Source organism: Cupriavidus sp. FW216-B1 (assembly GCF_058789195.1).
Map to the genome: position 1 here is coordinate 162,005 of NZ_JBYTEL010000005.1, position 19,625 is coordinate 181,629.

General features: G+C 71.5%; 19 protein-coding genes. 10 read left to right on the plus strand and 9 right to left on the minus strand.

Features of this window, described 5'->3' with window-relative positions; all coding sequences use genetic code 11:
* Positions 1–10 precede the first annotated feature (10 nt).
* From AC3WXD_RS13840 to AC3WXD_RS13850, 3 genes are all read right to left on the minus strand, one after another.
* Complete coding sequence (locus AC3WXD_RS13840; RefSeq protein ID WP_492323960.1) at positions 11–2,503, minus strand: TonB-dependent siderophore receptor; 2,493 nt, start codon at positions 2,501–2,503, stop codon at positions 11–13.
* A gap of 147 nt (positions 2,504–2,650) precedes the next feature.
* Positions 2,651–3,691: a FecR domain-containing protein gene (locus AC3WXD_RS13845; RefSeq protein ID WP_492323961.1), complete on the minus strand. Its 1,041-nt coding sequence runs from the start codon at positions 3,689–3,691 to the stop codon at positions 2,651–2,653.
* Positions 3,688–4,200 carry a sigma-70 family RNA polymerase sigma factor gene (locus AC3WXD_RS13850; RefSeq protein WP_020204020.1) on the minus strand — a complete coding sequence of 171 codons (513 nt, stop codon included), beginning with the start codon at positions 4,198–4,200 and terminating at the stop codon, positions 3,688–3,690. Before AC3WXD_RS13850 ends, AC3WXD_RS13845 begins: the two co-directional genes overlap by 4 nt.
* Positions 4,201–4,384: 184 nt before the next feature.
* Here AC3WXD_RS13850 and AC3WXD_RS13855 point away from each other — a divergent pair, with 184 nt between their 5' ends.
* The 5 genes from AC3WXD_RS13855 (at position 4,385) to AC3WXD_RS13875 (ending at position 9,615) form a co-directional block, all read left to right on the plus strand.
* Positions 4,385–5,506 carry an AbrB family transcriptional regulator gene (locus AC3WXD_RS13855; protein ID WP_492323962.1) on the plus strand — a complete coding sequence of 374 codons (1,122 nt, stop codon included), beginning with the start codon at positions 4,385–4,387 and terminating at the stop codon, positions 5,504–5,506.
* A 23-nt stretch (positions 5,507–5,529) separates the two neighbouring features.
* Positions 5,530–5,835, plus strand: a complete 306-nt coding sequence (locus tag AC3WXD_RS13860) for a hypothetical protein (RefSeq protein ID WP_454732751.1) — start codon at positions 5,530–5,532, stop codon at positions 5,833–5,835.
* A 69-nt stretch (positions 5,836–5,904) separates the two neighbouring features.
* Positions 5,905–6,543, plus strand: a complete 639-nt coding sequence (locus AC3WXD_RS13865) for a TetR/AcrR family transcriptional regulator (RefSeq protein ID WP_059415131.1) — start codon at positions 5,905–5,907, stop codon at positions 6,541–6,543.
* Positions 6,544–6,784: 241 nt separating this feature from the next.
* Positions 6,785–7,306: a (2Fe-2S)-binding protein gene (locus tag AC3WXD_RS13870; RefSeq protein WP_492323963.1), complete on the plus strand. Its 522-nt coding sequence runs from the start codon at positions 6,785–6,787 to the stop codon at positions 7,304–7,306.
* The gene (locus tag AC3WXD_RS13875) at positions 7,303–9,615 is read left to right on the plus strand and encodes a xanthine dehydrogenase family protein molybdopterin-binding subunit (RefSeq protein WP_492323964.1); all 2,313 of its coding nucleotides are present in this window, start codon (positions 7,303–7,305) and stop codon (positions 9,613–9,615) included. The genes AC3WXD_RS13870 and AC3WXD_RS13875 overlap by 4 nt, the downstream gene beginning before the upstream one ends.
* A 110-nt stretch (positions 9,616–9,725) precedes the next feature.
* Here the strand turns inward: AC3WXD_RS13875 and AC3WXD_RS13880 are convergent, their stop codons facing one another.
* Complete coding sequence (locus tag AC3WXD_RS13880; protein ID WP_492323965.1) at positions 9,726–10,634, minus strand: LysR family transcriptional regulator; 909 nt, start codon at positions 10,632–10,634, stop codon at positions 9,726–9,728.
* Between the two features lie 163 nt (positions 10,635–10,797).
* Between AC3WXD_RS13880 and AC3WXD_RS13885 the strand changes: the two genes are divergently transcribed.
* Together AC3WXD_RS13885 and AC3WXD_RS13890 are read left to right on the plus strand one after the other, a co-directional pair.
* Positions 10,798–11,481: a CoA transferase subunit A gene (locus AC3WXD_RS13885; RefSeq protein WP_454733991.1), complete on the plus strand. Its 684-nt coding sequence runs from the start codon at positions 10,798–10,800 to the stop codon at positions 11,479–11,481.
* A complete protein-coding gene (locus AC3WXD_RS13890; RefSeq protein ID WP_370552877.1) occupies positions 11,478–12,128 on the plus strand; it encodes a 3-oxoacid CoA-transferase subunit B in 651 nt (216 codons plus the stop codon). The genes AC3WXD_RS13885 and AC3WXD_RS13890 overlap by 4 nt, the downstream gene beginning before the upstream one ends.
* A 6-nt stretch (positions 12,129–12,134) precedes the next feature.
* Here AC3WXD_RS13890 and AC3WXD_RS13895 read toward each other — a convergent pair whose 3' ends face one another.
* On the minus strand, positions 12,135–13,166 hold the full coding sequence (locus AC3WXD_RS13895) for an isocitrate/isopropylmalate dehydrogenase family protein (protein WP_059415124.1): 1,032 nt from the start codon (positions 13,164–13,166) through the stop codon (positions 12,135–12,137).
* 579 nt (positions 13,167–13,745) lie between these two features.
* On the opposite strand from AC3WXD_RS13895, the gene AC3WXD_RS13900 reads away from it, so the two are divergent.
* Positions 13,746–14,135: a DUF1484 family protein gene (locus AC3WXD_RS13900; RefSeq protein WP_020204030.1), complete on the plus strand. Its 390-nt coding sequence runs from the start codon at positions 13,746–13,748 to the stop codon at positions 14,133–14,135.
* A gap of 101 nt (positions 14,136–14,236) precedes the next feature.
* Here the strand turns inward: AC3WXD_RS13900 and AC3WXD_RS13905 are convergent, their stop codons facing one another.
* Positions 14,237–14,716: a hypothetical protein gene (locus AC3WXD_RS13905; RefSeq protein WP_492323966.1), complete on the minus strand. Its 480-nt coding sequence runs from the start codon at positions 14,714–14,716 to the stop codon at positions 14,237–14,239.
* An 85-nt stretch (positions 14,717–14,801) separates the two neighbouring features.
* Positions 14,802–15,245 carry a MarR family winged helix-turn-helix transcriptional regulator gene (locus tag AC3WXD_RS13910; RefSeq protein WP_020204032.1) on the minus strand — a complete coding sequence of 148 codons (444 nt, stop codon included), beginning with the start codon at positions 15,243–15,245 and terminating at the stop codon, positions 14,802–14,804.
* Positions 15,246–15,349: 104 nt separating this feature from the next.
* Here AC3WXD_RS13910 and AC3WXD_RS13915 point away from each other — a divergent pair, with 104 nt between their 5' ends.
* On the plus strand, positions 15,350–16,885 hold the full coding sequence (locus tag AC3WXD_RS13915; protein ID WP_492323967.1) for a DHA2 family efflux MFS transporter permease subunit: 1,536 nt from the start codon (positions 15,350–15,352) through the stop codon (positions 16,883–16,885).
* A gap of 10 nt (positions 16,886–16,895) precedes the next feature.
* On the opposite strand, the gene AC3WXD_RS13920 is transcribed toward AC3WXD_RS13915, so the two are convergent.
* The gene (locus AC3WXD_RS13920; protein ID WP_059415114.1) at positions 16,896–17,576 is read right to left on the minus strand and encodes an alpha/beta hydrolase; all 681 of its coding nucleotides are present in this window, start codon (positions 17,574–17,576) and stop codon (positions 16,896–16,898) included.
* Positions 17,577–17,751: 175 nt separating this feature from the next.
* Between AC3WXD_RS13920 and AC3WXD_RS13925 the strand changes: the two genes are divergently transcribed.
* Positions 17,752–18,192, plus strand: coding sequence for a GFA family protein (locus AC3WXD_RS13925; protein WP_492323968.1), 441 nt, complete (start codon positions 17,752–17,754; stop codon positions 18,190–18,192).
* A 21-nt stretch (positions 18,193–18,213) separates the two neighbouring features.
* Here the strand turns inward: AC3WXD_RS13925 and AC3WXD_RS13930 are convergent, their stop codons facing one another.
* On the minus strand, positions 18,214–19,611 hold the full coding sequence (locus AC3WXD_RS13930) for a Dyp-type peroxidase (protein WP_492323969.1): 1,398 nt from the start codon (positions 19,609–19,611) through the stop codon (positions 18,214–18,216).
* Positions 19,612–19,625: the final 14 nt, after the last annotated feature.

A 19,625-nucleotide genomic window follows, 5' to 3' on the forward strand; every position in this document is an offset into this window, starting at 1 on the left:
ACGCCGCGCTTCAGTACGTCAGGCGCAGCGTCGCGGTGACGTTGCGCGGCGCGCCGAACTCGCCGAAGAAGGAGTTGGGCACGCGCGCGTAGTAGTGGCGGTCGGCGATGTTGTTGAGCGCCAGGAAAGCCTCCACGTGGCGGTTGAAGCGATAGCCCACGCGCGCGTTGAACAGCGCGTAGCCGCCCTGCGCCCAGTAGCCGCGCGTGGTGCCGCTTTGCGCCAGCATGCTGGCGCCGAGGAAGGTGCCGGCCAGCGGCCCGGACGAAAGCCGGTAGCTGGTGGCCAGCTTGAACAGGTGGCGCGGCTCCTCGGCGTCGTAGGCGCTGCCCTGCAGCGTGGGGCTGGAGGTATAGCGCGTGTTCAGCAGCGTGTAGCCGGCCGAGAGGTTCCAGTTGGGCAGCGGCGTGCCGGCAAGCTCGGCCTCCCAGCCCTGGCTGCGCACCGCGCCGCTGGCGACCGAGCCGGTCGGGTGGTCCTGGTCGGCCACCGCGAGGTCGCTGCCGTTGATGCGGAAGGCCGCCACCGACGCGTTCAGGCGGCCGTCGAGGAAGGCGGCTTTCAGCCCCGCCTCGTACTGCTCGCCGGAGAACGGCGGCAGCGCGCCGCCGCTGAAGGTGGTCTGGGTCTGCGGCGAGAAGATCTTGGCGTAGCTGGTGTAGGCCGACAGTTGCGGCGTGATGCTGTAGACCAGCCCGGCATACGGAATGAACTTGTGCTCCTCCGACGCGGCCACGCTCCAGTCGCCGCCCGGCGCCGGCAGCACGGCGCGGGTCTTCTGCTGGAACCAGACCTCGCGCCCGCCCAGCACCAGCGACAGCGGCTCGAGCACCTGCAGCCGGGCCTGGCCGTACATGCCGTACTGGATGGTGCGGGTGTCGGTGCCGTCGTCGAAATGGCTCAGGTCGGGCGCGGGGATGACCGGGTTGAAGATGTCGTGCGTGCCGAGGTCGGCATAGGTGTTGAGGCTGTCCTGCCACAGCGACGAATAGTTGGCGCCGAACAGCAGATGATGCTCGCGGCCGAACAGCTTCACGGTGCCCGACACGCTGGAGTCGAAGCCCAGCCACTCGTTGGTGTTGCGCTGCCCCTGCCCGAAATAGTCCGCCAGGCCGGTGCCCGCCTGCGGCGTGGCGGCGTAGGCATACGTGCCGCGGCTCAGCGCATGGCGGTAGTACAGCGTGGTCTGCGACTTCCAGTCGTTGTCGAAGCGGTGCGTCACGGTGCCGTTGACTTCCTGCATCGACTGGTAGGAAGTGTTCCAGCCCGGCCCGTAGTTCTGCGAGCGGCCGCGCGGGCCGGCCACGGGCGTGCCGCTGGTGTCGACGCCCACGCCGTAGTCGAAATCGTCGAGCGGGTTGACCTGGTAGGCGGCCGACAGCGACACCGTGGTGCGCGGCGTGAGGTCGTACTCGATGACGCCGTAGGCCAGCCCGAGCTTGCTGCCCTGGCCGTCGACGAAGCCGTTGCTCTTGCTGCCCACCGCCACCGCGCGGCCGCGCAGCGTGCCGGCCTCGTTGAGCGGCCCGGTCACGTCCACCATCTCGCGCAGCGCGGCCCAGGAGCCGACCGAGGTTTCGCTGACGAAGCGGAACTTGTCGCCGGGCTGCTTGCGCACCAGGTTGACGCTGCCGCCAAGCGCGCCCTGCCCGTCCATCAGGCCGGAGGGGCCGCGGAAGACTTCGAGGCGGTCGTACATGGCGAGGTCGAACTGGGACTGGTACTGGATGCCGTTGAGCAGCGAGATGCCGTCGTACTGCACGTTCACGGGAAAGCCGCGCGCGTTGAAATAGGCCGAGCCGTCGCCGTAGTTCACCGAGGTCAGGCCGGGCGTGTACAGCAGCGCGTCCTGCAGCGTGCGGATGTCCTGGTCGTCCAGTTGCTGGCGGGTCAGCACCGAGACCGAGCTGGGAATGTCCTTGCGCGCGACGGGCGCCTTGCCGAACATCGTCACGGCGCGCGCGCCATAGCTGCCGCTGCCCTCGGTGGCCGCGCTCGGCTCGCGCTGGCCGCGCACCTCCACGGCGGGCAGCGTGGGCCCGACGGCGGCGGGTGCCGCGGTGGTGGCGACGGCCTTGCGCAGGCTGTAGCCGCTGCCGGCCTGCGGCACGGCCTCGAGCCCGGTGCCGTCCAGCAGCCGGCGCAGGCCGGCCTCGATGCCGTAGCTGCCCGACAGGCCTTGCGTGGCCAGGCCGCTGACGGCGGCCGCGTCATACGAGAGGTTGATGCCGGCGGCGCGCGCGAACTGGTTCAGCGCGGGCTCCAGCGGGCCGGCAGCGATGCCGTAGGCGTGGGCATTGGCCTGGGCCGTGGCCGTCTGCGCGGATGCGATGCGCGGCACGGCGACGCTCCCCAGCGCCAGGCCCAGCAGCGCGGCGCGCAGGGCCAGCGTCAGCGGGCGCGGGGCCGGCGCCAAGGTAGAGGCGCGGCCGGCGGCGAAGGTGGCATCGTTGGAGCGGACACGGCGGGACAGGCGCGGAAAACGGGAGGCGGGAGCGGTCATCGGCAGGATTCGGGCGGATCGGATACGGCAGGTTGCAAGAGGGCTTCTACTTGTCTGCCGAGCGAGAACGCCAATCCCCTCAGTTTTTTTCCGATTTTTTTCGGGCGCGCGCCGCCGCTGCCCGCGCGCCGCGCTTCAGGCCGTGCCTCAGGCCGCGCCGTCCGGCCCGACCATGACCCAGAAGCGCGTCAGGAAGCGCACCCTGACCGGCAGCGTCTGCACCAGGAACTGCAGCGTGGCGCCGGTATCGCCCAGCTGGAACACGCCCGACACGGGCAGCGCGGCCACGCGCGCGTCGCAGGCGATATGGCCGACGCGGTAGCGCCCCAGCTCGGCCAGCAGCGCGTCCAGCCGCATGCCGCGCGCGGCGATCACGCCATCCACCCAGCCGGCCGGATCGGCCGCCGGCGCCGGCACCAGCGAGGCGCCGTCGGCGGCGAGCCGGCCGCTCTGCCCCGCATGCACGACGGGCGCGCCGGGATCGGCCGGCGCGCCGCTGGCCGGATGCAGTTGCACCGCGCCTTCCTGCACGCTGATGCGCGCGTCGGTCTCGTACAGCCGGACCGTGAAGCGCGTGCCCAGCGCCTGCATGGCGCCGAACGGCGTGCCGACCCAGAACGGCCGCCGCGCGCGCGCCTGCGCGTCGTGGCCGGTAGTGACCAGCATCTCGCCGCGGCGCAGCGCGATGCGGCGCTGCACGCTGTCCATGCGCACGTCGATGGCGCTGTCGGTGTTGAGCACGATCACGGTGCCGTCGGCCAGCGCGACGGTGCGGCGCTCGCCGGTGGCGGTGGCGTAGTCGGCCACCAGGCGCTGCCACGGCGCGTGGCGGTAGCCGGACCATCCCGCCGCCAGCGCCACGCCGCCGAAGGCCAGCGCGCGCAGGGCGTCGCGGCGCCGGCGCGCGCGCGCGCCGCGCAGGGCATCGGCGGCGTCCAGCGTGTCGTGCGCGAGCCGCGCCGGCAGCCGCGCGAAATCGGCGTTGAGCGACTGCACCCGCGCCCACGCGGCGGCATGCAGCGGGCTGGCCGCCAGCCAGCGGGCGAAAGCGGCGCGGCTCTGCGGCGTGGGCACGTTGAAGTCGAGGCGCACCGCCCAGGCGATGGCCTCGTCGACGATCTTGCCGGGAATCTCCGCGGCCTCCGCCGCCGCGGCCAGGCCGGCGGACGCGCTGCGTGCCGCGCTCATGCGTGGAAGCGCAGCTGGTAGCAGTGGCGCAGCGCGCTGGCGACGTAGCGCTCCACCGTCGCCAGCGACACGCCCAGGCGCGTGGCGATCTGCGGGCAGGTCAGCCCGTCGAGCTGGGCCAGCAGGAAGGCGGTGCGGACCTTGGGCTTGAGGCTGTCGAGCATGGCGTCCACCGCGATCAGCGCTTCCAGGAACAGCAGCCGGCTCTCGGGCGACGGCGCCTCGGGCTCGGGCAGCGCGGCCAGCGTCTCCAGCCAGGCCTGCTCCAGCTCGCGCCGCCGCCAGCGCTCGACCACGAGGCCGTGAGCGATGGTGCTCAGGTAGGCGCGCGGCTCGCGCAATTCGTCGGCGGCCGGGCGCGACAGCAGGCGCATGAATACGTCCTGCGCCACGTCGGCGGCATCGAAGGCATTGCCGAGCTTGCGGCCGAGCCAGCCTTGCAGCCAGCGGTGGTGGTCGCTGTAGAGCGCGTGGATGCGATGGTGCGGGAGAGGTGCGGCGGCCGGCATCGTGGTTTCCCAGGCAGGGCTCGAGCCCCCGATCAATTGCAAATAAGAATTATTTTCAATTCTATCCAAGGGCATACCGGCCTGCAATGCCGGCGCGGGCCGCATTGACTTATGCGAGGCCACCCTCTACTATCTTTTGCGAATCCATCCTCGCATATCGCCACCCCGCAAGCAGCGCGCCAACATGCCCGACGCCATCACGCAGGAACTGCCCGGCAAGTCCGGACCGCCCGGAGCGCCGGCCCGCAAAGCCGGACACGCGCTTCGCTGGACCGCCCTGGCCGGGTCTTCCGTGGCGCTCGCCGCCCTGCTGGAATGGCTGGGCCTGCCGGCGGCGCGGCTCTTCGGGCCGTTGCTGGCCGGCGTCGTGATGACCGCCGCCGGGGCGCGCCTGCGCGTGGCGCCGGCGGCATTTCTCGTGTCGCAGGGGCTGATCGGCTGCATGATCGCGAGGATGCTGCCGTCGTGGTTCTACGGCACCGTGGCCGGGCGCTGGCCGGTGTTTGCCGCCGGCGCGGCGTCGGTGATCGCGGCGAGCGTCGCGCTGGGCTGGTGGCTGACGCGCCGGCGCGTGCTGCCCGGCGCCACCGCGCTGTGGGGGCTGAGTCCGGGTGCCGCCACCGCCATGATCGTGATGGCCGAGGCGTATGGCGGCGACGCCGCGCTGGTGGCCTTCATGCAGTACCTGCGCGTGGTCGTGGTGGCCACGGTCGCCGCGGTGGTGGCCAGGGTGTGGGGCGTGGGCGAGCACCATGCGCACCTCGCCACCGGCTGGTTCCCGCCGGTCGCCTGGCTGCCGCTGCTCGGCACGCTCGCGCTGGCGGTGCTGGGCCCGCTGGCGGCGCACCGCCTGCGGATACGCGCCGGCGCCTTCCTGCTGCCGCTGTTCGCCGGCATGTACCTCGGCCACCAGGGCTGGCTCCGGCTCGAGCTGCCGCCGTGGCTGCTGATGCTGGCCTACGCCGTGATCGGCTGGCGCATCGGCTTTCGCTTCACCCGGCCGCTGCTCGCGCACGCGGCCAGGGCGCTGCCGCGGCTGCTGGCCTGCACGCTCGCGCTGGTCGGCGTGTGCGGCGCGCTCGCCGCGCTGCTGGTGGCGGCCACCGGCATCGATCCGCTCAGCGCCTACCTAGCCATGAGCCCGGGCGGCGCGGACACGGTGGCCATCATCGCGGCGTCCAGCCATGTCGACGTGCCGTTCGTCATGGCCATGCAGATGCTGCGCTTCATGACGGTGCTGCTGCTGGGGCCGCCGCTGGCGAGGTTTCTCGCCGGGCGCGCCCGCGGGCCGGCCGCGCTTCCCTGACCTTCGTTTCCCCTGTCTTTGCCATGATCCACTTCGCCACCTTCTTGTGCGGGGCGCTGCTCTGCAACAGCATTCCGCACCTGAGCTCGGGCCTGCGCGGCATGCCGTTTCCCACGCCGTTCGGCCGCCCGCGCGGCGTCGGCGATTCCCCGCCCGTGGTCAACAGCCTGTGGGGCTTCCTCAACCTGGTGGCCGGCCTGTTGCTGCTGTCGCGCCATCCGGTCGGGCTGGCGCCCGGCGCGGACCTCGCGGTGCTGCTGGCGGGCGCGCTGGCGATGGGCATCTACCTGTCGCTGCATTTCGGCAAGGTCCAGCGCGGACGGCGCTGAACGCGGGCGGCGCGGGCCGCGTGCTAGCATGCCTGGCTCGCCTATCGTCCCATCGCACACTCCGCCGACATGTCTTCCGAACCCAGCAGCCAGCCCGGCGCCGGCGCCACCGAACCAAAGCGCGAGCGCGGCCGCATCCGCGTCGCGGCGATCCTGGCGGCGGGCGCCGAGCTCTTCCTGGAAAAAGGCTACGAGGCCGCCACCATGACCGAGATCGCGGCGCGCTCGGACACGGCCATCGGCTCGCTCTACCGCTTCTTTCCGTCGAAGGAGGCGCTGGCCGACACCCTGCTGATGCGCTACGCCCGGCTGGCCATCGACGGCCTGGCGGAAGTGGAGCGGCGCGCCGCGGCGCTGTCGACCGAGGCACTGGCGGCGGCGCTGGTGGACTCGATGCTGGCGCTCAAGGCCGAGCGCAGCTTCGCCATCGCGCTGCTCGACGCGGGCGCCGGCAGCGACGACAGGCGCGCCCAGTTCCGCGCGGCGATGCGGCAGGGCATGCTGGCCATCCTGAAGAACGCCGCGCCCAACGTGCCGGCGGCGCGCGCCGAGGCGATGGCGGCGGTCCTGCTGCTCCTGCTCAAGGGCGTGCTGGGCGCGCGCGGCGCCGACCCGGACAAGCCGGCGCTGCGCCGCGCGGTGGCGAAGGAAACGCGCGAACTGGTGCGCCTGTACCTGGCGGCGGCGCGCGCATTGCCCGAGGCGTAGCCCGGCACGCGAGCACCCGGCGGGGGGCCTTTCCCGGCGCGACGCGCGCGCGCCGGCCTCTCGATTCCATTTTCCGGAATTCAGAAATCCCGATCCTGCCATTCCCGCGCCCCGGGTGGCGGCATCACAATGCGCGTAGCGCAACGTTGCCGCTACAGCCTTCATGCTGGCGCGCCGCAGCGCAGGCGGCCGGCCCCGATGCCGGCCATCCCTCCCCGCTCGACCAATCCCCCGCAAAATCATGAGAACAATCACGATCAACGGTCAGCCGCATTCGATCGACCTGCCCGACGACGCCCCCCTGTTGTGGGCGGTGCGCGACCACCTCGGCCTGACCGGCACCAAGTTCGGCTGCGGCATGGCGCTGTGCGGCGCCTGCACCATGCACCTCGACGGGCAGCCCATCCGCTCGTGCGTGACGCCGATCTCGGCCGCGGACGGCAAGAAGATCACCACCATCGAAGGCCTGTCCGCGGACAAGACCGGCCAGGCGCTGCAGGCCGCGTGGGAGGAATTCGGCGTGCCGCAGTGCGGCTACTGCCAGGCGGGCCAGTTGATGTCCGCCACGGCGCTGCTGCATTCGAACCCGCATCCGACCGAGGCCGACATCGACGGCGCCATGAGCGGCAACATCTGCCGCTGCGGCACCTATACGCGCATCCGCGCGGCGATCCAGCACGTGGCCAAGTCGGGCGCAGCGGGCGCCAAACCGGGTGCGAAACCGGGCTCCGGCAAGGCCGCCGCCAAGCGGAGCGCCCAATGAACGCGCGCGACAACCTCACGGGCGCGGCCGCCGGCCCGCAATCGGCCGCGCGCCGCCGCTGGCTCAAGGGCATCGGCGCGGCCGCCGGCCTGACGCTCACGGTGGGCCTGGACGGCATCGTGCTGGCCGCCGAGGAAGCCAAGAAATACGGGCGCGACGGCATGCCGGGCGGCGCGGTGGACAGCCCGCTGGTGTTCCTCTCGATCGGCGAGGACGGCAAGGTCGCCATCGTCTGCCACCGCTCGGAGATGGGCCAGGGCGTGCGCACCAGCCTGCCGATGGTGGTGGCCGACGAGCTCGAGGCGGACTGGGCGCAGGTGCGCGTGGTGCAGGCCCCGGCCGACGAAACCCGCTACGGCAACCAGAACACCGACGGCTCGCGCAGCGTGCGGCATTTCTTCGAGCCGATGCGGCGCGTCGGCGCCAGCGCGCGCAGCATGCTGGAGAGCGCCGCCGCGGCGCGCTGGGGCGTGCCGGTGAGCGAGGTGCAGGCGCGCAACCACGCGGTGGTGCACACCCCCAGCGGCCGCAGCCTCGGCTACGGCGCGCTGGCGCAGGACGCCGCGCGCCTGCCCGTGCCGGCACCCGCCAGCCTCAAGCTCAAGGACCCGGCGCAGTTCCGCTACATCGGCAAGGACAGCACGCGCAGCATCGACGGCCACGACATCGCCACCGGCCGCGCGCAGTACGGCATCGACGTGCGCCTGGACGGCATGCTGTACGCCGTGGTGGCGCGCCCGCCGGTGTACGGCGGCAAGGTGGCCAGCTTCGATGCCGCCGAGACCATGAAGGTGCCCGGCGTGGTCAAGGTGGTGGAGATCGCCGGCAGCCCCGAGCCGGCCATGTTCCACCCGCTCGGCGGCGTGGCGGTGATCGCCACCAATACCTGGTCGGCCATCAAGGGCCGCGAGGCGCTCAAGATCCAGTGGAACGACGGCCCCAACGCCAGCTACGAGTCCGCCGCGTTCCGCGCCAGCATGGAAAAGGCCGCGAGCCAGCCCGGCAAGGTGGTGCGCAACCAGGGCGACGCGATGACCGCGCTGGCCGGCCCCGGCAAGCGCGTCACCGCGCAGTACTACCTGCCGCACATCGCGCACGCGACGATGGAGCCGCCGGTGGCCACCGCGCGCGCGGCCGGCGGCAAGTGCGAGGTGTGGACCTCGGTGCAGGCGCCGCAGGCCACCTGCGAGACCGTGGCCGGGCACCTCGGCCTCAAGCCCGCCGACGTCACCGTGCACGTGACGCTGCTGGGCGGCGGCTTCGGGCGCAAGTCCAAGCCGGACTTCGCCGCCGAGGCCGCGCTGCTGTCCAGGGCGATGGACGGCAAGCCGGTCAAGGTCACATGGACGCGCGACGACGACCTGCACCACGACTATTTCCACACCGTCTCGGTCGAGCACATGGAGGCGCTGCTGTCGCCCGACGGCCGCGCGCAGGCGTGGCTGCACCGCACCGCGGCGTCGAGCATCAGCTCGATCTTCGTGGCGGGCTCGAAGAACGAGGCGCCGTTCGAGCTGGGCATGTCGGCGGTCAACGTGCCGTTCGACATCCCCAACGTGCGCGTGGAGAACCCGGACGTGCCCGCGCACACGCGCATCGGCTGGTTCCGCTCGGTGTCCAACGTCCCGCACGCATTCGCCGTGCAGTCGTTCGCGGCCGAGCTGGCCGCCGCGGCCGGGCGCGACCACCGCGACTACCTGCTGGCGCTGCTGGGCCCCGACCGCAAGATCGATCCGGCGCAGTTGTCCGACTCATGGAACTACGGCGAATCGCCGCAGCAATATCCGCTCGACATCGCGCGCATGCGCAACGTGATCGAGGTGGCCACGCGCGAAGCCGGCTGGGGCCGGAAGCTGCCGAAGGGCCGCGGCCTCGGGCTGGCGGTGTGCTACAGCTTCGTGACCTACGTGGCGGCGGTGATCGAGGTGGCGGTGGACAAGGATGGCGGCATCCGCGTGCCGCGCATCGACATCGCGGTGGACTGCGGCGCGCAGGTCAACCCGGACCGCATCCGCTCCCAGGTCGAAGGCGCCTGCATCATGGGCATCAGCCTGGCCACCACGGGCGAGATCACCTTCAAGGACGGACGTGTCCAGCAGGACAACTTCCACCAGTACGAGGTGATGCGCGCGCCGTCCGCGCCGCGCGCGATCCACGTGCACCTGGTGCCGGGCAGCTTCGACGCGCCGCTCGGCGGCGTGGGCGAGCCGGCGGTGCCGGTGATCGCGCCGGCGCTGTGCAACGCCATCTTCGCGGCCACCGGCAAGCGCATCCGCGCGCTGCCGATCCGCGAGCAGCTGAAGGCGTAACGACATAACGACGTAACGACATAACGACGCCGCGGCGGGCGCCAGGGTGCAAGCCCCGGCGCCGCGCAGGGCCGGGCCTGGCGGGACCTCCGCCGCGCCCGGCCCTTTTTCTATTTACGGCGTGGGCCCTTCCGTTCGCGGCACCGCGCCAGCAGTTGCAGCACCGCCGGCGAGCGCTCGTTGCGGCGATGGATCACCGCCAGGTGGGACAGCACGTCGTTGCGCGCGAGCGGCTTGAATACCACGTCCGGCGGCGCGAACGCGCGCATCGAGGCCGGCACGAACGCCACCCCGAAGCCGGCCGCCACCATGCTGATGATGGTGGCCATCTGCCGCGACAGCGCCTCCACGCGCGGCTGGAAGCCGGCATGGCCACAGATGGCCTGCGTGATGGCATAGAAGCCGGTGCCGTGCTCGGTGTGCGTGCAGATGAAGGTCTCGTCGCGCAGCAGCGCCACGTCGACGCGCGCGCGGCGCGCCAGCGCGTGCGTGGCATGCAGGGCCACCACCACGGGCTCCGCGTCGATGTCGAACAGCGCCACGCCTTCGGGCAGCGCGCGCAGCGGCGGGCGCACGAAGCCGATGTCGAGCTCGCCGCGCGCCACGGCTTCCAGCTGCGCCGGCACGTCGGTCTCGCGCATGGCCATGACGACCGCCGGATGCTCCTGCCGGAAGCGGTGCACCAGCCCCGGCAGCAGGCCCGACAGCGCGGCCGAGGCCACGTAGCCGATCGACACGCTGCCGACGTCGCCGCGGCTGGCGCTGGCCGTGGCCAGCTCCGCCTGGCGCACCTGCCGCAGGATGCCGGCGGCTTCCCCGTGGAACACGCGGCCGACCTCGGTCAGCGCCAGGCGGCGCTTGTCGCGCGCGAGCAGCGGCGCGCCCGCCTGCTGCTCGATCCAGCGGAACTGCTGGCTCAGCGCCGGCTGCGAGATGCCGAGCCGCTCCGCCGCGCGGCCGAAATGCAGTTCTTCCGCCAGCGCCACGAAATAGCGGTAATGGCGCAGTTCCAGGTTCATCGCGCGCGTCTCCTCCGGGTTCCCGGTCTTTGCCATGTCGATAAGGCGAGCTTATCAAAGATTAAGCCAGCGATACTTGCACCTATGGCCGCGCAGGCCGCATGATGCTTGCCTTGGCGGCGCGCGGCGCCGCGCGCGGAGCGGGAGCGTGCCCGGCATGGAACTGGTGAACAAGCAGGTGGCCGACTGCGGCGAGGCCGTGGCCGGCCTGCACGACGGCGCCACCGTGATGGTGGGCGGCTTCGGCAGCTCGGGGCTGCCCGGCGGCCTGATCGGCGCGGTGCTGGCGCACGGCGCGCGCGGCCTCACGGTGATCTCCAACAACGCCGGCTACGACGGCGAGGGCGTGGCCAGTCTGATCGCGGCGGGCCGCGTGCGCAAACTGGTCTGCTCCTACCCGCTGACCGCCGGCGCCACGGCGTTCCGCGACGCCTACCGGCGCGGCGAGATCGAGCTCGAACTGGTGCCGCAGGGCACGCTGGTGGAGCGCATCCGCTGCGCGGGCGCCGGGCTGGGCGGTTTCTACTGCCCGATCACGGCCGGCACCATCCTCGGCGAGGGCAAGCCCGTGCGCGAGATCGGCGGCGTGCGGCACGTGCTGGAGCTGCCGCTGCGCGCGGACTTCGCGCTGATCCGCGGCCGCCACGCGGACCGCCTCGGCAATCTCGACTATCACCTCGCCGGGCGCAATTTCAATCCCGTCATGGCGACGGCCGCGCGCGTGGTGGCGGCCGAAGTGGACGGCATGGTCGAGGCCGGCGCGCTCGACCCGGAACAGGTCGTGACGCCGGGCATCTTCGTGCACCGGGTGGTGGTGGCAGACCAGCGATATGGAGGCGGGCGATGACGACGACGGCCATGACCGGATGGACCCGCGAGCAGATCGCGCGGCGCGCGGCGCTGGACATTCCCGCCGGCGCCTACGTCAACCTCGGCATCGGCCTGCCGACCCTGGTCGGCGACCTGATCCCGGCCGGGCGCGAGGTCTTCCTGCACAGCGAGAACGGCATTCTCCACCTCGGCCCGCGCCCGCCGGCCGGCGAGGAACACCCCGACCTCATCAACGCCAGCAAGCAGCCGGTCACGCTGCGCGCGGGCGCGGCGATCTTCGACTCGGCGCTGAGCTTCGCCATGATGCGCGGCGGCCATCTCGACCTGGCCATCCTCGGCGCCTATGAAGTGGCCGCCAACGGCGACCTCGCCAACTGGACCCGCGGCGACCCCGGCACGCCGCCCGCGGTGGGCGGCGCGATGGAGCTGGCCTACGGCGCGCGCGCGGTGTGGGTGCTGATGGAACACACCACGCGCGACGGCCGCCCGCGCCTGCTGGAGCGCTGCCGCCTGCCGCTGACCGCGCGCGGCGTGGTCGGGCGCATCTACACGGACCTCGCGGTGCTGCGCGTCACGCCCGCCGGCCTGCAGGTCGAGGCGATGGCCGAAGGCATGACGCTGGCGCGCCTGCAGGCGCTGACCGAGGCGCCGCTGCTGGCCTGAGACGCATCAGGCCAGGCGCTTCACCACGGCATCGGTGAACTGCTGGGTGGTGGCCGAACCCTTGAGGTCGCCGGTGCGCACCTGGTCCTGGTTGAGCGCGGCGTCGATGGCGCCGCGCAGCCGCGTGGCGAGGTCCTGCCGGCCCACGTGCTCGAGCATCAGGCCCGCGGCCAGCATCAGCGAGATCGGGTTGGCGATGCCCTTGCCGGCAATGTCCGGCGCCGAGCCGTGCACGGCCTCGAAGATGGCGGCGCTCTCGCCGATGTTGGCGCCCGGCGCCATGCCCAGGCCGCCCACCAGCCCGGCGATCTGGTCCGAGAGGATGTCGCCGAACAGGTTGGTACACAGCAGCATGTCGAACTGCCACGGATTGAGCACGAGTTGCATGGCGCAGGCGTCGACGATGCGGTCGTCCATCTCCACGCGGCCCGCGTAGTCCTGCGCCACCTCGCGCGCGGCATCGAGGAAGATCCCGGTCAGCGCCTTGAGGATGTTGGCCTTGTGCACCACCGTGATCTTCTTGCGGCCGTTCTTCACCGCGTACTCGAAGGCGAAGCGCGCGATGCGCCGGCAGGCGTCGCGCGTGTTGGTGCCGGTGGAGACCGCCACCGCGTGCGGGTCGTCGCCCACGGCGATGTAGTAGTCGTGCGCCACGTAGAAGCCGCCCACGTTCTCGCGCACCAGCACCAGGTCGATGTTCTCGAAGCGGCCCGGCACCAGCGTGCGCGCGGGCCGCACGTTGGCGTAGAGGTTGAACGCTTCGCGCAGGCGCACGTTGACCGAACGGAAGCCCCCGCCCACCGGCGTGGTGAGCGGCCCCTTGAGCGCCAGGCCGGTGCGGCGGATGCTCTCCAGCGTCGCCTCGGGCAGCGGGTCGCCGCCCTGCGCGATGCCGGCCATGCCGGCTTGCTGCACGTCCCAGGAGAACGGCGCGCCCAGCGCGTCCAGCAGCTTGACGGTGGCTTCCACGACTTCGGGGCCGATGCCGTCGCCGGGAATCAGGGTGGCGGGGATCTGTTTGGGTGTTTCGGTGGCCATTTGGGCGTCCTGTGGTTGAAATCAGGTTTACAAGGATAGGTGATCGGGCGCGCCGCGGCGCGCGGCGGCGTGCGCGATGGGGCCGCGCCAGTACGCCAGTGCCGCGTGACACCAGTCCCGGCGGCGGCCGGAACGCACCACGCCGAAACACAAAGTTCACAAATCCACGCCGCGCGCCGGCTTGACACCCCCGACCCCGATCGTCAAGAATCGCTGATCGGGTTGCCTGCGTGCCAGGCGCACCGCATGCGCCGCGCCGGGGCTGCGGCATTGGTGTCGGCAGCGGTGCTGGCAACCGTGCCGGCATTGATTGATGCCGGCGGCGGCAGTCGCACCGGCAGGCACCGCGGACACGGCAGGCACCGCAAGTACCGCAGCATCACAAGCACAGCAGCACCGCAAACACCGACGGTCTGGCCCCACGGGCAACAGGCCGCACGCTACCGCCAACGTGCCACGCGCACAGGCAACACGCATGGCGCCGGGGAAGCAGCGCAGAACCGCCAGGCGATCTTTCCGGGTCCGCTTCCCTTGCATGGGAACAAGCGCAAGCGGGCCGCCAATTCCAGGGAGGCTCCCTTGCGCCAGAACGCCCGCAACAGCACCAAGCCCGCCGCCGCAACCGCCGGCACCGCCGCCAGCGCGCCGCTGCCGTCCGGCTCCGTCCTCAGCCAGCACGGCGAGCTCATCACCGAACTGATCGACCTGGCCGTCGCCGCCGGCCCCAAACCCGATTCCCGCGTGCCCGAGCTTGCCGGCCTGATCGAGGTGCTGGGCGAGGAAATCCGCCAGCGCGTGACCAGCGGCTGCGCCGAGCTCGAGAACGTCGGCGCGGGGCTGGACAGCGTGCTGACGCTGGCGGACATGCAAAGCGAGAGATCGGAGGATGCCTACGGCATGTACTGCCTGCTGAAGCTGCTCAAGCAGCAGCTCGACAAGGCAACGGGACAGTTGCGGCAGGTGCTCTGAGCCGGGCGCGCGCCGCTACCACGCGGCGGCGGCCGGGAAGCAGCAAGGAAGCGGCAAGGACAAGGACCGGGAAACCGGGGGCCGGCGCGGGCCCCGGCGGTTCAGGCCGTGGTGTTGACCATCGAACCCGAGGCGCTGCCGCTCTCGGCCAGCAGGGCCTGGGTCAGCGCGCCCATGGCCGTCTGCAGCGATGCCGAGGTGGAGGCGACCTGGGACTGGATCGCGCCCATCGCGGCCGCCTTGGACTCGTCGTCCATCTTGCTGGCCTGGATGGACTGGAGCTGGCGCTGTTCTTCGGCCAGTTGCTTCTGCAGGTCGGCGATCTGTTTCTTCAGCTGCTTGACGGTGTCGGACTCGGCGCTGCTGCTGTCGCTGCTGGAGCTGCTGGCGCCGCCGGCAGGCGCGGCGCCCGACAGCGACGGGCCGGCAACGCGGCCGCCCGCGGCAGCACCGGACGATGCCGACGACGCGGACGCGGCCTGGCTGTCCTGATTGCCCTGCTTGTCGGCCTGGGCGGCGTTGACGGGGGTGCTCGATCCGGGCAGCGTCACCTGCGGGTTGACTACGCTGATGCTCGACATGTCGGGTTGTCCGTTACGTTGGGGATGACCACATCATCGGCACGATCCCGCGAAACTTTAGGGCGAACAGAACCCGCGCACCCGTTTATTTGTCGACGATGGTGCCGAGGTTGACCCGCACGCGCCGCAGCAGGCCGATCAGCTGGTCGCGCTCGGGCGCGCTCAGGCCGGCCAGCGCTTCCGCGGCCACCTCGTCGCCGACGCGGCGCGCCTTGTCCAGCGCCATCTCCGCCTTGTCCGTCATGCGCACCACGCGCTCGCGGCGGTCGTCCGGGTTGGGCTGGCGCTCGATCCAGCCGCCCTCCTCCATGCGGTCGAGCAGGCGGCCGGCGGAGATCGGCGCCACCTCCAGCAGGTCGGCCAGCCGCGCCTGGTTGACCTCGCCGTAGTGGCTCAGGTAGGCCAGCGCGCGGCACTGCGCGCGGGTCAGGTCGAGCGAGGACTTGGCGAGGTCGTCGAAGCGCTTGCCGCACAGGCGCCCGACATCCGAGACCAGGAAGCCAAAGCGCTTTTCGAGTTTCGTTTCCATGCAGCGATTGTACAAAGATCCGGGCGGCGCCCCGCGCATGCCACGCATGGGCGCCGCCGCCGTATAATAAGCATGCTTATAATCCTGCCAGGCCGTCCCCCGACATGTCCTCCCTAGCGGTGCCCGCGCGCGCCGAGACGCCGCTCAACCGGCCCATGATCACCATCGCGGTCATGGCCGCGACTCTGATCCAGACGCTCGACAGCACGATTGCCAATGTTGCGCTGCCGCACATGCAGGGCAGCCTGTCCGCCTCGCAGGACGAGATCACCTGGGTGCTGACCTCCTACATCGTGGCCGCGGCGATCGCCACGCCGCTGACCGGCTGGCTGTCCGACCGGCTCAGCGTCAAGCGGCTGCTGGCCATCTCCATCGCCGGCTTCACGGTGGCGTCGGCCTTCTGCGGGCTGTCCGAGACGCTCGCGCAGATCGTCGCCTCGCGGCTGCTGCAGGGGCTCTTCGGCGCCGCGCTGGTGCCGCTGTCGCAGTCGATCCTGCTCGACATCAACCCGCGCGAGAAGCAGGGCCAGGCGATGGCGGTGTGGGGCATGGGCGTGATGGTGGGGCCGATCCTGGGCCCCACGCTGGGCGGCTGGCTGACCGACAGCTACAACTGGCGCTGGGTGTTCTTCATCAACGTGCCGATCGGCGCCTTCGCGCTGTCCGGCGTGCTGTCGTTCCTGCCGAGCCGGGCGCCGCGGCGCAGCGTGAAGTTCGACGCCTTCGGCTTCGTCACGCTGGGGCTGGCCATCGGCGCGCTGCAGGCCATGCTGGACCGCGGCGAGCAGCTCGACTGGTTCGGCTCGCTCGAGATCCGCGGCGAGGCCATCCTGGCGGTGCTGGCCTTCCTGTATTTCATCGCGCACACGGCCACGGCCGGCCCCGGCTCCTTCTTCCGCTACCAGTTGCTCAGGGACCGCAACTTCACCACCGGCGCCTGCTTCATCTTCGTGATCGGCGCGGTGATGTACGCCACGCGCGCGCTGCTGCCGCCGATGCTGCAGAACCTGATGGGCTACCCGGTCGCCACCACCGGGCTGGTGACGGCCCCGAGCGGCGCCGGCACCATGCTGGCCATGCTGCTGGCCGGGCGCCTGCTCAGGCGCATCGACGCGCGCCTGCTGCTGCTCTGCGGCTTCCTGATCTCGGCCTTCGCGCTGTGGCAGATGATGCAGTACACCATCGTGCTGTCGGTGTCGGACATCGTGTGGCCCGGCATCATCCAGGGCTTCGGGCTGGGGCTGGTGTTCGTGCCGCTGAGCGCGCTGACCTTCTCCACGCTGACGCCCGAGCTGCGCGCGGACGGCACCGCCACCTACAGCCTGATGCGCAATATCGGCAGCAGCATCGGCATCTCGGTGATCCAGACGCTGATGACGCGCAACACCCAGGTCGCGCACGCCGACCTCGCCGCCAACGTCAGCATCTTCAACCCGGCCATGCAGTCGATGCTGGCCGGCGGCTCGCGCTACGACCTCGCCGTGCTCAACCAGTCGATCAACCAGCAGGCGGCGATGATCGCCTACCTCAACGACTTCAAGGTCATGTTCGTGGCCACGCTGCTGGTGGTGCCGCTGATCCTGCTGATCCGGCCCAGCCACCACGCCGACGAGGCGGTCGCCCACGCGGCGATGGACTGAAGCCGCGCGCTCAGGCCGCGCCGGCCGCGCGCGCCTGCTGGTCGAGGTACCGCGCCACCGCGCGCTGGAACACCGGCAGCTTGCCGGTGAAGAAATGGTTGGCGCCCGGCACCACCACCACCGGCAGCTCCTGCGGGCGCGCCCAGTCGAACACCCCCTGCAGCGGCGCGTTGGCGTCCTGCTCGCCGTGGACGACCAGGGCGCCGGCCGGCACCGCCGGGGTGTCGTAGCTGCGCCCGGCCGGCACCGGCCCGGCCGGCATGCCGGCCAGCACCAGGCTCGCCACGCGCTCGCCGCCGGCCGTGAGCCGCTGCGCCACGCGCGTCTGCACATAAGCCCCGAACGAGAACCCGGCCAGCGCCAGCGGCAGGCCCGGATGCGCGCGCATGAGCTGCCCGACCACCGCCAGGGTGTCCTCGGTCTCGCCCTCGCCCGCGTCGTGCTGGCCCTGCGTGCCGCCCACGCCGCGGAAATTGGGGCGCACGGCGAGCCAGCCACGCGCCTCGAACAGCCGCGCCAGCGCCACCGGGATCTTGTGCGTGGCGCTGCCGCCGAGCAGCGGATGCGGATGGGCGATCACGGCGATACCCTTGAGAGCGCCCGGCGGCGTGTCGGCCAGGGCCTCGACGCGGCCGGCGGCGCCGTCGAACCAGAGCGTGTTGTCGGGAGAGGAAGACGAAAGCGAGGACATGAGGGGCGAGGGGCGAGGAGCGCGGAAGACGGAAAGCGGCGCGCGCAGATGCGCGGCGACCCGGCATTGTAATGCGCCGGGCGCACGATGGCCGATACGCAGCCCGGCAGCCCGCGAGCGGCCGCGCCCGGCCGCAAGTAGAATGCACCTCGCCATACCAAGACAGGAGACAGCCATGCCGATTCCCGCCACGCTGGCGTGCCTTTGCGGCCAGGTCCAGTTGCGCATCGCCGGCGAGCCGGTGGCGAGAGCCAATTGCCACTGCCAGGCCTGCCGCGACTTCTACGCGACCCCGGTATTCGCCGCCACCGCCTGGGAGCCCGCGCAGGTGACGGTCGCGCACGGCGCGGGGCACGTGGCCACCTATCACCACGCCACCCGCGCGCTGCAGCGCCAGTTCTGCCGCCATTGCGGCGAGACCCTGTTCGGCATCAACCGCCTGGGCATGTCGGTGGTGCCCAACAGCCTGTTCGCGCGCGCCGCCGGCGGCACGCTGCCCGAGGCGCTGCAGCCGGCCATGCACCTGTTCTACCGCCACCGCGTGGTGGACGTGGCAGACGACCTGCCCAAGTACCTCGACGACTGGGACGGCCCGCTGCACAAGGCCGGCTTCTGAAACGCCGGCGGCGCGCGCCGCCTACGCGCCCAGCCCGCGCAGGAACGACAGGCTCGGCGCGAAGAAATACTCGCCGCCCTTCATCGTGACGTGCCCGGAGAAATCCAGCGGATCGCTCAGCGTCTGGCCGTAGACCACCGGCCAGCGCTGCTTGCCGCCGCCGGCCGGCTGCCCGATGACGGGATCGATGCCGGTGCCGCTGCCGGGGAAGCCGACGTTGTTGACCCACTTGACCTGCGTGAATTCGAACTGCCCGGCGATGTCGCTCTGGTAGGCCATGAACAGCAGCCCCACGCCGCCGGACGGCTTGTTGTCGATGCGGCCGTCGTTGGGATCGTCGCTGCGCGCGCCGTAGGGAATGCCCCGTCGCGCCATCAGGTGGCTTTTCGAGTTGGCGATGCCGTCGCGCGGGTTGCTCTTGCGGATATGCCCGGCGAACGGGCATTTCAGGCCATCGGGATCGCCCGCGTAGCTGAAGTTGTTGGGCACGCCCGGCGCCGCGAACGGCAGCTCGTCCGCGGACGCGACCACGGGCGTGCCGTTCTCGAAGCGGCCCACCACGCTGGCGCCGGCACGCTCGCCGATGCCGCCGAGCGTGTCGGCCAGCGCGTCCTCCCGCGCCTTGAAGGCCTTCACGTCCTGCTCCAGCTTGCGGAACACGAAATAGCTGCCGAAGCTCACCGCGAGCTTGCCGCCCGGGTCTTTGGCCAGCACCTGGCTCAGCGGAATGGCGGGGTTCCACTTGTCGATGCCGTCCGTGTTCTGCTGCTCGTTGTCCACGTCTTCCTGCAGCGGCAGCGGCTGGCTGCGGCCATCGACATAACCGAAATGCTCGATGCCCTGCTGGTCGCTGTTGAACAGCGCGTTGCCCATCTCCTCGCCGGCGATGCGCACCGCGCCCAGCGTGGCGGCCACGAGCTGGCGGAACTGCGCCGCGTCGCGGTCGCGCTGCGCGGCGGTGCTGCTGGCGATCAGCATCATGGCGTGCACGTCGCCGGCGAATGCGCCGCCCCAGGTAGACGGCGCCGGGTCGCCGAGTTGGCGTGTCTTCATGCCGGCGAGGAAGGCGGCATCGCCGGGCCTGGCGTCGGCGCGGCCCAGCGCGTCGTAGCCTTTGGCGGTGAGCAGCAGCGAAACGAAGGTGCCCGCGTCCAGCCCCGAGGCCTTGAACACCAGCGCGCCGGTCAACTGGTCCAGCGCCGAGCCGATCTGCACGGCAAGCGAAGACAGGAAGTGCCGGCTCGCGGCCTGCCGGGCCGGATCGAACACCAGGAACAGATTGGCCGTGCTGTGCCGGCCGTGGCCTTTGAGGATGTTCCCCTGCAGGTCGCTGAGCATGGCAAGCTCCGCGGCCGCGCTCGGCGTGGCGGCGGCGAGGCTTTTCTTCCATGACAAGGTCTGGCTGAGATCGAGGTCCATATTTCCTCCTTGCT